This is a genomic window from Hyphomicrobiales bacterium, from assembly GCA_016710435.1.
In the GTDB taxonomy this organism is placed as follows: domain Bacteria; phylum Pseudomonadota; class Alphaproteobacteria; order Rhizobiales; family Aestuariivirgaceae; genus Aestuariivirga.
In genome coordinates this window covers 2,058,613-2,073,597 of the sequence record JADJVV010000001.1, presented here as the reverse complement: position 1 = coordinate 2,073,597, position 14,985 = coordinate 2,058,613, and the positions used below count along the sequence as shown (strand labels likewise).

The window sequence follows — 14,985 nt, the reverse complement described above, 5'->3', positions numbered from 1 at the left end:
CATGGCTGAAGTGACCATCGAGAAACTGCACAAGTCCTATGGCACCGTCGAGGTGCTGCGGGACATCAACCTCACGGTGAGCGACGGCAGTTTTGTTGTGCTTGTGGGACCATCGGGTTGCGGAAAGTCCACGCTCCTGCGGTCGGTCGCGGGCCTTGAGCCCATCACGTCCGGGCACATCACGATCGGTGGGCGGGACGTCAGCGCTCTTGCTCCGGCACAGCGCGAGATCGCCATGGTATTCCAGTCCTACGCGCTCTACCCGCACATGAATGTCGAGAACAACATGGCGTTCGGCCTGAAGTTTGCCGGCACACCCAAAGACGAGATTGCCCGGCGCGTCGGCGAGGCTACGCGCATCCTGCAACTTGAACCGCTGCTGAAGCGGCGGCCCAAGGAATTGTCAGGCGGGCAGCGCCAGCGCGTTGCCATCGGCCGCGCCATCGTGCGCCAACCCAAGGTGTTCCTGTTCGACGAGCCGCTCTCCAATCTGGATGCGGCGCTGCGCATCAACACGCGCGTCGAGATCGCCAAGCTGCACAAGTTGTTGAAGGCCACGATCATCTACGTGACGCACGACCAGGTGGAGGCCATGACATTGGCCGACAAGATCGTTGTGATGAACCAGGGCCGCGTGGAACAGGTGGGGAAGCCGCTGGAGCTTTATTACCGCCCCGCCAATCTCTTCGTCGCGCGCTTCATCGGTTCACCGGCAATGAACACGCTGGCGGCGGAATTGTCGCGTGATGGGCGAAGCGTTTCCGTGGGCGGCGTCAGCCTGCCGGTGACGGTGGGGGCTGCGGCGGCGCCCGGGGCCGTCACACTCGGTTTCCGGCCTGAGCATTGCAGCATCGGCAAAACCGGCGTTCCCGCCAAGGTGGATATTGTTGAGAGACTGGGCGAGACGGGCTTCGTGCACTGCCGCACGGCGGATGGCACGATGATCCTCGTCGAGGTGAAGGGCGATCCGGAACTGGACCAAGGCGCCGACGTCAGGATTGCGCCCGCGGCCGGGCATCTCCATCTCTTCGATGGCTCGGGTGCGCGCATTTCCGAGGCGTGAAAAAACTGCGCCGCCCGGAGGCGGCGCAGCAGCGTCAGGTCGAACCAGATCAGAAGTCGAACTGGCCGATGTTGTCCTTGTTGAAGACGTAGGGCGCGCCGAGGAGAATTTCCGAGCCATTGATGACCTGGAGTTCACCCAGCTTGCCGGCCTTCACAGACGTGGCGCCGGGCTGCAGTGTGCCATCGGCCACCGCGCGAAGAACCTGCATGGCGGCGTAGCCAAGGTCCACGGGGTTCCACAGCACCACCGACTTCACGCAGCCCTTTTCCACATAGGGCTTCATGGCGTTCGGCGTGGCGAGGCCGACGACAGCGATGCTGCCGCACTTGTTGGCCTGCGTCACGGCTTCGGCCGAGGCGGGCGTGGCCACCGAAGTCATGCCGAAGATGCCCTTCAGTTCATCACCATACTTGTTGATGAGCGTGGTGGCCTGGTTGAAGGACAGGTTGTTGTCCTCCTGCGCTTCCACGGTTTCCAGCCACTTCATCTTGGGATGGCACTTCTCGGCATAGGCCGACATTTCGGCAATCCAGCGCGCCTGGTTCGGCGTGGTGAAGGTCGACGTCACGATGGCGAAGCTGCCTTCTTCACCGATCTCGGCGGCGAGCGAGTCCACAAGTGACTTGGCAATGCCGTTGAACTGCGCCTGGTTCACGAACCACTGGCGGGCGTCCGGCGTGGAGTTGGCGTCATAGCCCACCACGTTGATGCCCTTCTCCAGCGCCTTCTTCAGCACCGGGGCAATGGCCACGGGGTCGTTGGCGGCGAAGAGAATGCCGTCCACGCCCGAGGTGATGTAGTTGTCGAGGAAGGTGATCTGCTCATCGATGTTGGCCTTGGTCGGGCCGTCGGTCTTGGCTTCCACGTTGCCCAGTTCGGTGGCTGCATCAGCAATGCCCTTGGACGTGGCGTTGAAGTAGCCGATGCCGATGAGCTTCGGCACATCGACGACGGTGATCTTCTTGCCCTTGCGGTCGGGCGGATTGGTGGGGGCGCCACCATCGTATGCCATGGCTGTGCCAGCAGAGGGCGTGCCATCGCAGGCGAGCGGATTGGTGGGCTGGTCGTCACCGCCGGTCCAGCCCGCAGCGAGCGCTTGCCCGCTCACAAGGCCGAGGCCCAGCAGTGCCGCGAATGTCAGTTTCTTCATCATGTCTCAACTCCCGTTTGTGTTTCCGGTCCCACGGGCGGGTGGGCAGAAACAAGTCCTCCCGAAATCAGCCGCCCCTGTTCTTGTCGAACAGCGCACCCGCAAGGATTGCGCCGATCAATACCAGTCCGATGACGACGATGGTGCCGTCGCCCTTCACGCCGGACAGCGCCAGGCCATTCTTGAGGGCCTGGATGAGAATGAGTCCGAGTACCGTGCCGATGACGGTGCCGCGGCCACCGAAGATGGAGGTGCCACCCAGAACCACGCCGGTGATCACGTCCAGTTCCAGCCCCGTGCCCATGTCGGAGCGCGTGGTGGTGACGCGAGATACGAAAATGACGGCTGCCAGTGCCGACAGGAAACCTGCGGCGGCATAAATCCAGAGCTTCGTGGCGTTGACGCGGATGCCCGAGAAGCGCGCAGCGGTTTCATTGGCGCCGATGGCATAGGTCGCCCTGCCGAAGGGCGTGAGACCGAGGATCACGGCGGCGATCACCGTGGCAATGCCGAGAATCCAGAGCTGGAATGGAACGCCCAGCACTTCGCCCTGTCCGAAAAAGAAGAACCACTCGGGATAACCACGCACCGACCGGGCCTCGCTGATGCCTTCCGCCAGGCCGCGATACAGCGCCAATGTGGCCAAAGTGGCGATGAGTGGCGGCACGCGGAAGCGCGTGATGATGAAGCCGTTCACCCAGCCCGCAAAGGTTCCGCAGGCCACCGCCAGCACGATGGCGGCAGGCAGCGGCAGGCCGACGTTCTTCCAGAAGACGCCCAGCAGGATGGCGGTGAGGCCGAGAATGGAGCCGACGGACAGATCAATTCCGCCGGTTACGATGACGAAGGTCATGGCCAGCGCCACAAGGCCCACCTCAGACATGAGCCGGCCCTGGTTCAGGAGGTTTTCGGTGGTGAAGAACTTGTCCGAGAGGATCGCCAGAACGATGAGGGCGATAATGGTCAGAACCGCCAGGATGGTTTCGTGGCGGAGCCAGCGGGAGAGAGTCATTTCGCCCTCCTGCGCCGGGCCATGTCGGCCAGCACGGTTGCAAGGATCATCAGGCCCAGCACGGCGCGCAGCCAGTAGGCAGAGACGTTGAGGAAGATCAGCGCCGAGCCGATGCAGGCGAAAAGAATGGCCGCGAGCGTGGAGCCGATCACCGTTCCGCTGCCGCCGAGAATGGAGACACCGCCGATCACCGACGCCGTGATGACGGTGAGTTCGAGGTTGGGCGGCACGGTGGACTGGATCACCTGCAACTGCGTCGCAAAGAGAATGCCCGCGATTCCGGCGAAGAAACCGTGCAGCGCGAAGACGCCCACGACCACGCGCTCGGGGTTGATGCCTGCGGCCCGCGCGGCCTCCATGTTGCCGCCCACCGCATAGATGGACCGGCCGAAATCCGTGTAGCGCACGAAGAGCGTGGCGAGGATGGTGAGGACCGCCATGAAATAGACGGCGGACGGAATGCCGAAGGGGCGCATCTGGGCGATCATGAATTCCGGCGGCAGGTTGGAAATCCAGGCGCCTGCCGTGGCGCTGATGAGGCCGCCCTTGAGGATGGACAGCATGCCGAGCGTCACCACGATCGAGGGAATGCGCGTGTAGGCGACAAGCGCGCCGACGCCGGCATTGACGGCCATGGAAAAGAGTATGGGCACGGTCCAGGCGATCCAGACGGGGTAGCCCTTCACGGCCAGAGTGCCGGCAATCGTTGCGATGACGCCAATGAGCGCACCGACGGAGACATCGATGTGGCCCGCGATGATGATCATCGACATGCCGATTGCCGCCACGGCGATGTAGGCATTGCCGGCGAAGATCGAGTTGATGTTGGTGTCCGACAGGAAGCGCGGATTGATGGCGCCGACCACCACGAACAGGAAGATGATCGACAGGAAGACCACGATCTCCTGGCCATAGCCGCCGAGGAAGCGCTGCAGCGGCGAACGGCCGATGGCCGGTGGCGCAACATCCGCGCTCATGCGGCGATCTCCTTGATCGTGCTGCTGGTCATGGCGGCGCCGACCGCTTCGGCCGTGGCATCTTCACTGGCAAATTCCGCGAGGATGCGGCCTCCCCCCATGACGAGCACGCGGTCACTCATGCCGAGCACTTCCGGCAACTCGCTGGAAATCATCAGGATGGCCATGCCGTCGCCTGCGAGCTTGCGCATGAGTTGGTGAATCTCGGCCTTGGCCCCCACATCAATGCCGCGCGTCGGTTCGTCCATGATGAGGATGCGAGGATTGGTGGCGAGCCACTTTCCCAGCACGACCTTCTGCTGGTTGCCGCCCGAGAGTTGGCGCACCAGTTGCTCCGGGCCTCGGGCGCGGATGCCGAAGCGCGTGATGGCGTTGCGCGCCTCTGCCGTCACTTGCGCCACATCCACGAACCAGCCACGGATGAGCCGCTTCAAGTTGGCGAGGGCGATATTGTCTTCAATGGATTGCGCCTTGATGAGGCCCTGCTGCCCGCGGTCCTCAGGGATATAGGCAATGCCGAGGTCGCGGGCCATTTCCGGGCTGTTGATGGCCTCTGCCTTCCCATCCACGCGAATTTCGCCCGCGGTGGCAGGGGTGATGCCAAAGATCGTCAGTGCCGTTTCGGTGCGGCCCGACCCCACAAGGCCTGCGAGGCCAAGAATTTCGCCCCGGCGCAACGACAGCGAAATGTCGCGCACCACCGAGCCATGGGAAACGTTGCGCAGTTCGAGCGCCACATCGCCGTTCTTGCCCTGCTTTGCCGGGTATAGGCGGTCGATGGAGCGGCCCACCATCATCGCCACGAGCTTGGCTTCGTCCACTTCCGAAACAGGTTTCGTCGCCACGTGCTGGCCGTCGCGCAGAACGGTCACGCGGTCTGCCAGTGCGAAGATTTCCGGCATGCGGTGGCTGACGTAAACGATGGCGACGCCGCGGGCGCGCAGGTTCCGCACGATGGCCATGAGGCGCTGCACATCGGCTTCGGCCAGTGCCGCAGTGGGTTCATCCATCACCAGCACGCGGGCGTCCTGGGCGAGTGCCCGGGCAATTTCGATGCGCTGGCGGTTGCCAACCGAGAGGTTGCCGACCTTCTGGTCGATGTCGAGATCGGGACTGTCGAGCGAATTCAGCAACTGCCGCGCCCGCACCCGCATCGCTGTCCAGTCGATGGTTCCCAGCGATGTCTTGGGTGTCTGGCCGAGGAAGATGTTTTCAGCGACCGTCAGCTCCGGGAAAAGCAGCAGTTCCTGGTGCACGGTGGCAATGCCGGCATGATGGGCGTCGCGCGGGGAGGCAAAGCGCACGGCCTTGCCGTTGACGAGAATTTCTCCCTCGTCAGCCTGGTGCAGGCCCGCCATGATCTTGATGACTGTCGATTTGCCCGCGCCGTTCTCGCCCATGAGGGCGTGCACTTCGCCGGGCTTGATGTCGAAGTTCACATTGCTGACGACCTTGATGCCGGCAAAGGACTTGGAGATGCCGCGAAGTTCGATGGGATAAGCAGGAGCCGCTTCGGCAGTTGCCGCATGGCCCTCCTGGCTTGGTGCCGATTGTGTTCCGCTTCCCATGTTGACCCTTTGCCCGGCGGTTTGGATTTCTCCGTCCGCGAGTCGTGTTCTCTCCCTCGCCCGTGCGAAGCGAGTGCGGCGATAATGGACTGAGAGCCAATCGAGTCAAGCGGGAATGTCCCCGCGAAACCGGCAATCCTGCAATGATTTCAAATGATCACAATCGCTCAGTGGCATGACCTCATGAGGCGAGGCGGCTATCCAGCAATTGTCCGCTCTCCTTGAGGATCGGATAGGCCACCTTGGCCATGAGCGAATTGATTTCCTTGATCGCACGGACGATCTCGAGGTGCATGTCGCTGGTCTCGATGCTCTCCACATGGCCCGACTTCAGCCGTTCCAGGTGCTTGTCCTGGCTCTCCCGTTCCAGCTTGCGCAGCACCGCCTTCTCGCCCGCGAGTTGACGGGCGCTGTCGAGGTCGCCGGAGATGTGCACGTTCATCGCCATCTGCACGTTGGCCATTACGCGGTCATGCAGCGCAATCATTTCGCGCCAGCCCTCCTGCGAGAATTTCAGTTTGCGCTGGGCTTTCTCCTCGGCGAGCACCAGCAGGTTCTTGGCGATGATGTCGCCGATGGCTTCGAAGTCGGTGGCAAGGCTGGCGAGTTCCAGGCCCTTGCGCGCCTCGGCATCGGTGAGCTGACCGCGGTTCACCTCCGCGATGAAGAGCTTGATGCCGGTGTGACGGCGGTTCAGTTCTTCGTCCAGCGCACGCAGTCGGGCGATGTGCTTGTGGTCGCCCGTTTCGAACACATCCATGACGGGACGCAACATGATTTCGATGGTCTCCCCCATGCGCAACAGTTCGCGCTGGGCGCTGGCCAGCGCCAGTGCGGGCTTGGTGATGACACTGCGATCAAGCGCGGTGCGAAACGTTTCGCCCGCCAGCGGGTCCTGCGGATCGGGCAGAAGCTGTTCGGTGAGACGCGCCATGGGATTGACGAAGGGCAAGGCGAAGATGAGCAGCATCACGTTGAACAGCACATGGAAGTTCACCAGTTGCACCGCTGGCCTGGAGCCCAATGCCGACGCATCGAAGGGAACGACCTGCAGCAACCCGAGTACGGCCAGCGCGGCCACGGCGCGGAACACGAGGTTTCCAACGGGAATGCGACGCGCGGCCAGGGGAGCGGAGCGCGTGAGCCAGGCTGCGATCACGCCACCGCCAAGGTTCGCGCCCAGCACCATCGGCAGCCCGGCTTCGATGGGCAGCAGGCCACCTGCAGTGAAGCTCGCCAGCAGCAGAAGTGTTGCCACGGAAGAATGCAGGAACCACGCCACCAGTGCAGCAGCGAGGAATGCAGTCAAGGGATCGCCTGCGAGATATGCCACCACCTGCGGCGCCACCACGCTTTCGCGCAAGGGCGCCGTCGCCTCGCCGATCATGCGCAGCGACAACAGGATGAAACCCAGGCCGAGGACGATCCTCCCGTAATGGCGGACGGTGCGGTTCTCGAATTTCAGGAACATCGTGGCACCTGCGAGGATGAACAGTGGCACGAGTTCCGACAGGTTGAACGACAGGATCTTGACGACAAGCGCCGAGCCGAGGTCGGCACCCAGCAAGGCCGCAATGCCGGTGGAGACGGACAACACGCCGGAGGCCGCAAATCCGGAAGCGAGGACCGCCACGGCAGTCGCGCTCTGCAACACGATGGCCAATGCCGCCCCTGCCAGCGCCATGAAGGCCGAGCCGCGGCGGGCACGGCGCATGGCGTCGCGCAGCCCGGCGCCATAGGCCCGTTCCACACCGGTCCGCACCATGCGCACCGCCCAAAGCAGCAGCATGACGGCGGCACCGAGGTGTACGAGCAGCAAGAGCAATGGCATTGGGGTCTCCGAGACTCACAAACCTGTCACAAAGCGCCAATCCGGCGGCAAGATCAATGGTTTTGCAGGTGTGTCACTTCAACCTTGCGATGCAGGCTGGTTGAGGCGCGAGACGAGTTCGAAGCGGTCGACGTCGATCAATCCACGGTCGGAAATCTTGAGGTGGGGAATGACCGGCAACGGCAGGAAGGCCACTTGCAGGAAGGGCTCCGGCAACACGGTCCCCAGGGATTTCGCCGCGGCACGCAGGGGGATCAGTGCATCGTGCACGTCCTCAAAACGCTTGTCGCTCATCAGGCCCGCCACCGGCAGTGCAAGTTCGGCCAGCACCTCGCCGTCGCGCACGACCACGAAGCCACCCTGCATCGTGATGAGCCGGTTGACGGCAGCGGCCATGTCGTCATCGCTCGCACCGACGACACAGATGTTGTGGCTGTCGTGGCCTACGGTGGAGCCGATTGCGCCTGCGTTGAGGCCGAAGCCGTGGACGAAGCCCTTTCCGATGTTGCCGTTCTTGCCGTGCCGCTCCACCACCGCAACCTTGATCGCATCCTGCCCCAGATCGCAACTCACGCCATCGGCGGTGACAGGAAGGGTCATGCTGAGACGTTGGGTGATGATCTTGCCTGGCTCCACACCAATCACTGGCGTTGCAGTGCCATCACCGTCGATCCTGAAGGCCGATGCCTGAACCGGCTTCGCCTTCACGCTGCCGTAGCCCACGGCGGGCAGCGGGCGGCGGGCAGCGAAGAGCGCATCATCGACCAGACGGCCCGCGGCGAAGACGGCGCTGACACTGCACGTTTCTACATCATCCAGCACCACAAGGTCGGCGCGCCAGCCCGGCGCCACAAGGCCGCGGTCGTGGAGGCGGAAAGCCTTGGCCGCCGAAATGCTGGCCGCCCGGTAAACGGCGAGCGGCTCCACGCCATGCGCGATGGCGGTGCGGATCATGAAATCGAGGTGCCCCTCCTCGGCGATGTCGAGAGGGTTGCGGTCGTCGGTGCAGAGCGAGAGGAAGGGCGAGTTGCGTTCGGTCAGGATGGGCAAGAGGGCGTGCAGGTCCTTGGAGACGGAACCCTCCCGGATGAGGATGTGCATGCCCTTGGACAGTTTCTCGCGTGCCTCGTCCGCTGTCGTGGTCTCGTGATCGGTGCGAATGCCGGCGGCGAGATAGCCATTGAGATCAGTGCCCCGCAGCAATGGCGCGTGGCCATCAATATGACGGCCTTCGAAGAGGACGAGTTTGTCCAGACATTCGGGATCAAGCGCCAGCAAGCCCGGAAAGTTCATGAACTCGGCCAGGCCGATGCCCTTGGGGTGGTTCATGAATGGCCGCAGGTCTTCCGCGGTGATGTGTGCTCCGGAGGTTTCCAGATGGGTGGCGGGTACGCAGCTTGACAGTTGCACGCGGAGGTCCATCGCCGTTTCCATGGCGCAGTCCAGGAAATAGCGGATGCCGTCCACGCCCAGCACGTTGGCAATCTCGTGGGGATCGCAAATGGCCGTGGTGACGCCGTGGCGGAGCACGCAGCGGTCGAACTCCTGTGGCGTGACGAGAGATGACTCCACGTGAAGATGCGTGTCGATGAAGCCCGGCACTACCGTCTTGCCGGTGATGTCTATTTCGCGCGCACCGCTGTAGGTGCCACAGGTGCCGATGATGGTGTCGCCGCAGAGCGCGATGTCGGACGCAATGATGTTCCCCGTGACAAGGTCGAAGAAATGCCCGCCCTTCAGCACGCAATCGGCCTTGGTCACGCCCCGGCCCTGGTCGATTGCGCGTATCAGTGTGGCGCGGCGGTCATTCACCATAGGGAATCCAGATGTTCTTCACCTGGCTGGCGCGACGAAGGTATTCGTGCCCCTGCGATTGCTGCGGATCGAACCAGTCGATGGCACCATCGGCGATGGTCCAGGTGGGCTTGAGATTTCCGGCGGAGGCTTTCTCCACCATGGTCACGCCCGCCTTGGATCCGTGGTACCAAAGGGCCGCCACTTCATCGTGATCCGCGAGGGTCTTTGCCAGTTCATCACGGGCACCTGTCACGATGTTGACCGTGCCTGCGGGAACGTCCGAGGTATCGAGGACCTGGTAGAAATCCGTCGCCACCAACGGCATCGTCTCCGCCGGAATGATGACGGCACGATTGCCCATGGCCAGTGCGGGCATGAGAAGCGAGACGAAGGCGAGCAACGCATTCTTCGCGGGGCACACGAGGCCCATCACGCCGAAGGGTTCGTTGAAGGCGAGCGTCGTCTGGCGCTTGGCATTGGTGGAGTGGATGCGGCCGTCGAATTTGTCGGCATGGGCGGCGTAGAAGAAGATCCGCTCCAGCGCGGCCTGCACCTCGCGGCGTGCGTCACGGGAGGAGGCTCCCGCTTCGCCGAGGCGCGCGGCAAATTCGCCTTCGCGGGCGGCGAGGTTTTCGGCGATGTAATACAGAACCTGCGCCCGGTTGTGGGCGGAAGCCGACGACCATGCGGAGGCCTTTGCCGCAGCTTCCACGGCGTTGCGAATGTCCTTGCGACTGCCCAGTGCGGCGTCGCCGATCACCCGGCCCTTCCGGTCGGTCACGGCAAAGGAATAGCCGCCGTCGGCCCGCGCCTGCTTGCCGCCGATATAGAGCTTGGCGGTGCGGTCGATCCGTCCCTCTTCCAGCGGCGGTCGCACGGTGGTGGCACCGGACAAATGTACCGCTGCTGCATCGGCAGGCTTGGGCAATGCCTTCAGCCAACCGGGGACAAGATATTCATGCAGGCCTTCACGTCCGCCTTCGCGGCCGAAACCCGATTCCTTGTATCCGCCAAAACCCGCGGCCGCATCGAAGAGGTTGGTCGCGTTGATCCAGACCACGCCCGCCTTCACGCGCGACGCGGCGTCAAGCGCCACGTTGATGTTCTCGGACCAGATGGACGCCGCCAATCCATAGCGCGTGTGATTTGCAATTGTCACAGCTTCGTCGGGCGTGCGGAAGGTCATGGCCGCAACGACGGGACCAAAGATCTCTTCCTGCATGACAGTGGAGGCGGGTTCGGCATCGATGAACAGCGACGGCGGATAGTAGTTGCCCTTGGACGGCAGCGGACAGGCGGACTGCACAAGCGTGCCACCTTCTTCCTCGCCCTTCTTCACCAGACTGGTGACGCGCTGAAGCTGCACCGGGGCCACCAGCGGACCCATGTCCATGGACTTGTCCAGCGGATCACCGATCCGCATCGTGTCCATGCGCTTTCGCAGCTTGGCGAGAAAACGGGGCGCCACGGCTTCCTGCACCAGCAGTCGCGTGCCCGCGCAACAAACCTGCCCCTGGTTGAACCACACCGCGTCGACAACGCCTTCGACCGCCGCATCAAGATCGGCATCTTCGTAGACGATGAAGGGCGACTTGCCGCCGAGTTCGAGCGAGAGCTTCTTGCCTGACCCCGCCGTGGCCTGGCGGATGAGGCGGCCCACTTCGGTGGAGCCGGTGAAGGCGATCTTGTCCACGTCCGGATGGGCCACGAGGGCAGCACCCGTATCGCCATCGCCTGTCACGATGTTGACCACACCCTTCGGCAACCCCGCTTCCACGCAGGCCTCGGCCAGGGCCAGTGCCGTGAGCGGGGTGAACTCCGCAGGTTTCAGGACAACCGTATTGCCTGCCGCCAGGGCCGGCGCAATTTTCCATGCCAGCATGAGCAGCGGAAAATTCCACGGGATGATCTGGCCGCACACGCCAAGAGCCACATGGCCCGGAAACTCACTGTCGATCAGCTGGGCCCAGCCGGCATGATGATAGAAATGGCGCGCCACCAGCGGCACATCGATGTCGCGGCTCTCGCGGATCGTCTTGCCGTTGTCCATGGTTTCAAGAACGGCGAAGAAACGCTCGCGCTTCTGGATGTGGCGGGCCAGCGCGTAGAGATGACGGGCGCGCGCGTGCCCCGGCAGGCGCGACCAGGCCGGGAAGGCCTTGCGAGCAGCCTTGACCGCTGCATCGACATCAGCCGCCGTTCCCTGTGGCACGCGCGCGAGGCGCTCGCCTGTGGCGGGGTTGTCCACGTCGATCAGGGTCTTCGAATTGGCTGGGGTGAAAGCACCAGCAATGAAGTGGCCGAAACCATCGCCATGGCGCGAGAGCCATTCACGCACCTCCCCGGTCTGTTCCGGCGAAGGGCCGTAATCCATGCTGTCGAGAATGTCTGGAATGCTGGGCATGGGAGGTCCTCAGGCTAGGGCGTGATGTGACAGCGCGGCATACCGCCCCGTCACGTGATGTTCGAGCTGGCGTTCAATGTCGGCCAGCAGTGATGATGCGCCGATGCGGAACAGGTCAGGTTCCAGCCAGCGGCGGCCTAGTTCTTCCTTCATGAGGATCAGCCAGTTCATCGCGTCCTTCGCGGTGCGCAGTCCACCCGCCGGCTTGAAGCCGATCTTGTGACCCGTCTCTTCCCCGTAGTCGCGCAGTGCCCTCACCATGGTGAGGCTGACGGGCAGCGTGGCATTCACGTCTTCCTTGCCCGTCGATGTCTTGATGAAGTCGGCACCGGCCTGCATGGCGACCATCGAGGCCTTGTAGACATTGCGCAGGGTCTTGAGATCGCCGGTCGCCAGGATGGTCTTGAGATGGGCCTCGCCGCAGGCTTCACGCATGGCGGCGATTTCGTCGTAGAGCGCCTGCCACTCCTGCTTCAGCACCTGCTCGCGGAAGATCACGATGTCGATTTCGCGTGCGCCATGATCGACGGCCCAGCGGATTTCGGCGAGGCGCACCGGCAGAGGCGTCAAGCCCGCCGGAAATCCGGTTGCGACGGAGGCCACGGGAATGGTGGAGCGCGCCAGAGCCTTCACCGCGTGAGGCACCATGGCAGGATAAACGCAAACGGCACCCACTTGCGGCGGCGCTGCCGCAAGGCCGAGCTTCTCCACGATGTCGTCCCGCAAAGGGCGCATGGCCTTGGCGCAAAGGCGGTGCACGCGCGCCGCCGTATCGTCGCCCGCAAGTGTGGTGAGGTCGATGCACTGGATCGCCCGCACCAGCCAGGCGGCCTGATAGTCCTTCTTGACGCTGCGGCGGGCGGGAAGTGTTGCGGCACGGCGTTCGGCGGCACTGGTGTTCACCTGCGCGGTTTCAAACCATTCCGGCATCAGTGGCGTTCCGGGGTTGCGCTGGAGGCTGTTCTGGCCGTGGGCGGCGGAAACAGTCATGGGGTCTTCCCTGCAAAGCGTGTCATGCCCTGTTATGGCGCGGCTCTGGCAGACTTGCAAATGCCCGCCTGCCTCGACGGGACTGCGTCAGTAGCGCGTCACCAGTTCATGACCTTTGTGGAAATAGAGGCGGACGTGGGTGAGCGCATGTCCATCCAGCCAGGTGGTGCGCCAGGTGGTGAGCAACGGCGTTCCATCGGCCACGTGCAGTGCCTTCGCCACGGTCCGCAGCGCCGCCGCAGCGCGGATGCGGATTTCCACCTCCGTGTAGGGAACCGTCTGGACGAGCCATTCATTGGGGCCGAGCGTTGCGAAGTCGGCGCCGCGGGCGTCGGGCAAGGCGGCGAGGCTGATCCAGCGCTCCTCCACCTGATAGGGTTTTCCGTCAGCGGTATGAAGACAGAGGAGCCGCAACAGTTGCGTTCGAGGTGGCACGGCGAGAATGCTGCGCACGTCGGCCGGGCCTTCCTCCTCGCGCCGGAGAAGAAGCTGGTAGCCATAGTGTGCGCCCCTCGCCTCAATCGCCGCGCGCACAAGCTGGATTTCAAAACGCGCGGCGCGCAGTGGGGCTGGCCGCACGCGCGTGCCGCCTTTGCGGCGGCGCTCCAAAAAACCCTCTTCCGTCAATTCGCGGAGCGCGCGGTTCACCGTGCCGCGGGCAACACCGAATTCCTCCGCCAGTTCGATCTCGCCCGGCAGCAGGCTGCCCGGTGGCCAGTCGTGGGTGCGGATGCGGCCGAGCAGCGCTTCCTTCACGCCGCGGTATCCATCCGCACCTGCGGACCTGGCCGATGCCACCACCATCACAGGCGACTCACCAGATCGCGCAGGGCAGCGCGATAGCGCAGGGTGACGGGCTGCCGCATGATGTGATGGCCGTGCTTCACCTGATGGCGGCCCGCTGACCAGACATCGGTCACAATGCCATCAGGCGCCGCAAAGCAGATGCCGTCGAGAAGATGCCGCTCATCAAGCGCGCAGAGCGTGGGGTGGTCCGTGTCCACGGCCACAAGGTCGGCCGTCTTGCCGATTTCGATTGTACCACTGTCGCGGCCCAGGGCCTGTGCCCCGCCGCGCGCTGCTTCACGGTAAAGGAAGGCGCCAACGGAACCCTGTTCCGGCACCATGACGTTGCGGGCCAGATCGCGCAGGCGCTGGGAATATTCCAGGGTGCGCAATTCCTCCGTGAGCGAAATGCGCACGTTGGAATCGGAGCCGAGGCCGAAGCGGCCCTGTGCTGCAATCCAGCCCGGTCCGTTGAACGGTCCATCACCGAGATTGGCTTCGGTAATGGGACACAACCCTGCGACCGCGCCGCTGCGAGCGAGTGCGGCTGTCTCTCCCGGTGTCATGTGGGTGGCGTGGATGGCACAGCAGTTTTTCGCGACGGGCACATGGTCCAGAAGCCATTGCACAGGGCGGGCGCCGAGCCAGGCGCTGATCTCGTCCACCTCGCGCGGCTGTTCGGCCACGTGGATGTGAATGGGGTTCGCGCCCGCCAGCGGCCAGGCGCGGGTCAGGTCTTCGGGCGAAGTTGCGCGGAGCGAATGGGGGGCGATGCCCACCACCGTGTCCGAAGGAAGCGCCCGTGCAAGATCCCTGCACCGTTCGTGCAGTTTCGCAAAATCATCGACGCTGTTGCCGAAGCGCAGTTGCCCGCCGGCAAGCGGTGCCTTTCCGGCTCCGCCATAGCTGTAGAGGACCGGGAGATGGGTCAATCCTATACCCGTCTCGTTGGCGGCCGCCATGATCCGGGAGGAGAGTTCCGCGATGTTGCTGTATCGCCCACCGCCGCTCTGGTGATGCACGTAGTGGAATTCTCCCACCGCGGCGTAGCCCGCCTCCAGCATCTCCATGAAGACCTGTGCGGCGATGGCTTCCACGTGGTCCGGCGTGAGGTGATCGAGGAAGCGGTACATGAGATCGCGCCAGGTCCAGAAGCTCTCGCGGCCTGCCGCACGATATTCCGTCATGCCTGCCATGGCGCGCTGGAAGCTGTGGGAATGCAGATTGCCGAGTGCCGGAAGCAGGGCCGAGACCCGCTCATCGCCCGCAGCGGGCGATGTGTCCTTGCTGATCCCGGTGATGCGCCCGCCGGTCACGACGACCCGCACATCGCTCGCCCAGCCATCCGCCAGCAGTGCCTTCCCGGCGGAGATCGCGTGTGTCGGCGTCATGGCGCCTCCTCAT

General features: G+C 63.8%; 11 protein-coding genes. 1 reads left to right on the top strand and 10 read right to left on the bottom strand.

Annotation, left to right across the window (positions count from 1 at the left end; all coding sequences use genetic code 11):
* The first annotated feature begins 1 nt into the window (after window position 1).
* Window positions 2-1,063 carry a sn-glycerol-3-phosphate ABC transporter ATP-binding protein UgpC gene (gene ugpC / locus IPM06_09995; GenBank protein ID MBK8770746.1) on the top strand — a complete coding sequence of 354 codons (1,062 nt, stop codon included), beginning with the start codon at window positions 2-4 and terminating at the stop codon, window positions 1,061-1,063.
* Window positions 1,064-1,112: 49 nt separating this feature from the next.
* Here ugpC and IPM06_09990 read toward each other — a convergent pair whose 3' ends face one another.
* From IPM06_09990 to IPM06_09945, 10 genes are all read right to left on the bottom strand, one after another.
* Complete coding sequence (locus IPM06_09990) at window positions 1,113-2,216, bottom strand: substrate-binding domain-containing protein (protein ID MBK8770745.1); 1,104 nt, start codon at window positions 2,214-2,216, stop codon at window positions 1,113-1,115.
* Between the two features lie 67 nt (window positions 2,217-2,283).
* Window positions 2,284-3,228, bottom strand: coding sequence for an ABC transporter permease (locus tag IPM06_09985; GenBank protein MBK8770744.1), 945 nt, complete (start codon window positions 3,226-3,228; stop codon window positions 2,284-2,286).
* Window positions 3,225-4,205 carry an ABC transporter permease gene (locus IPM06_09980; GenBank protein MBK8770743.1) on the bottom strand — a complete coding sequence of 327 codons (981 nt, stop codon included), beginning with the start codon at window positions 4,203-4,205 and terminating at the stop codon, window positions 3,225-3,227. Before IPM06_09980 ends, IPM06_09985 begins: the two co-directional genes overlap by 4 nt.
* Window positions 4,202-5,773: a sugar ABC transporter ATP-binding protein gene (locus tag IPM06_09975; protein ID MBK8770742.1), complete on the bottom strand. Its 1,572-nt coding sequence runs from the start codon at window positions 5,771-5,773 to the stop codon at window positions 4,202-4,204. Before IPM06_09975 ends, IPM06_09980 begins: the two co-directional genes overlap by 4 nt.
* Before the next feature lie 181 nt (window positions 5,774-5,954).
* Entirely contained in the window at window positions 5,955-7,604 is a 1,650-nt protein-coding gene (locus tag IPM06_09970) for a Na/Pi cotransporter family protein (protein ID MBK8770741.1), read from the bottom strand.
* A gap of 78 nt (window positions 7,605-7,682) precedes the next feature.
* The gene (gene ade, locus IPM06_09965; protein ID MBK8770740.1) at window positions 7,683-9,419 is read right to left on the bottom strand and encodes an adenine deaminase; all 1,737 of its coding nucleotides are present in this window, start codon (window positions 9,417-9,419) and stop codon (window positions 7,683-7,685) included.
* Window positions 9,409-11,805, bottom strand: a complete 2,397-nt coding sequence (locus tag IPM06_09960; protein MBK8770739.1) for an aldehyde dehydrogenase family protein — start codon at window positions 11,803-11,805, stop codon at window positions 9,409-9,411. The genes ade and IPM06_09960 overlap by 11 nt, the downstream gene beginning before the upstream one ends.
* Window positions 11,806-11,814: 9 nt before the next feature.
* Window positions 11,815-12,795, bottom strand: a complete 981-nt coding sequence (gene deoC, locus IPM06_09955; GenBank protein ID MBK8770738.1) for a deoxyribose-phosphate aldolase — start codon at window positions 12,793-12,795, stop codon at window positions 11,815-11,817.
* Between the two features lie 87 nt (window positions 12,796-12,882).
* Window positions 12,883-13,599 (bottom strand): UTRA domain-containing protein, encoded by a 717-nt coding sequence (locus IPM06_09950; protein MBK8770737.1) that lies wholly within the window; start codon window positions 13,597-13,599, stop codon window positions 12,883-12,885.
* On the bottom strand, window positions 13,599-14,972 hold the full coding sequence (locus tag IPM06_09945) for a formimidoylglutamate deiminase (GenBank protein ID MBK8770736.1): 1,374 nt from the start codon (window positions 14,970-14,972) through the stop codon (window positions 13,599-13,601). The genes IPM06_09950 and IPM06_09945 overlap by 1 nt, the downstream gene beginning before the upstream one ends.
* Window positions 14,973-14,985: the final 13 nt, after the last annotated feature.

What these genes read in the sequence shown, in the direction of transcription:
- ugpC (MBK8770746.1), top strand. Translation starts at nt 2, where the DNA reads ATGGCTGAAGTGACCATCGAGAAACTGCACAAGTCCTATGGCACCGTC.
- IPM06_09990 (MBK8770745.1), bottom strand. Translation starts at nt 2,216, where the DNA reads ATGAAGAAACTGACATTCGCGGCACTGCTGGGCCTCGGCCTTGTGAGC.
- IPM06_09985 (MBK8770744.1), bottom strand. Translation starts at nt 3,228, where the DNA reads ATGACTCTCTCCCGCTGGCTCCGCCACGAAACCATCCTGGCGGTTCTG.
- IPM06_09980 (MBK8770743.1), bottom strand. Translation starts at nt 4,205, where the DNA reads ATGAGCGCGGATGTTGCGCCACCGGCCATCGGCCGTTCGCCGCTGCAG.
- IPM06_09975 (MBK8770742.1), bottom strand. Translation starts at nt 5,773, where the DNA reads ATGGGAAGCGGAACACAATCGGCACCAAGCCAGGAGGGCCATGCGGCA.
- IPM06_09970 (MBK8770741.1), bottom strand. Translation starts at nt 7,604, where the DNA reads ATGCCATTGCTCTTGCTGCTCGTACACCTCGGTGCCGCCGTCATGCTG.
- ade (MBK8770740.1), bottom strand. Translation starts at nt 9,419, where the DNA reads ATGGTGAATGACCGCCGCGCCACACTGATACGCGCAATCGACCAGGGC.
- IPM06_09960 (MBK8770739.1), bottom strand. Translation starts at nt 11,805, where the DNA reads ATGCCCAGCATTCCAGACATTCTCGACAGCATGGATTACGGCCCTTCG.
- deoC (MBK8770738.1), bottom strand. Translation starts at nt 12,795, where the DNA reads ATGACTGTTTCCGCCGCCCACGGCCAGAACAGCCTCCAGCGCAACCCC.
- IPM06_09950 (MBK8770737.1), bottom strand. Translation starts at nt 13,599, where the DNA reads ATGGTGGTGGCATCGGCCAGGTCCGCAGGTGCGGATGGATACCGCGGC.
- IPM06_09945 (MBK8770736.1), bottom strand. Translation starts at nt 14,972, where the DNA reads ATGACGCCGACACACGCGATCTCCGCCGGGAAGGCACTGCTGGCGGAT.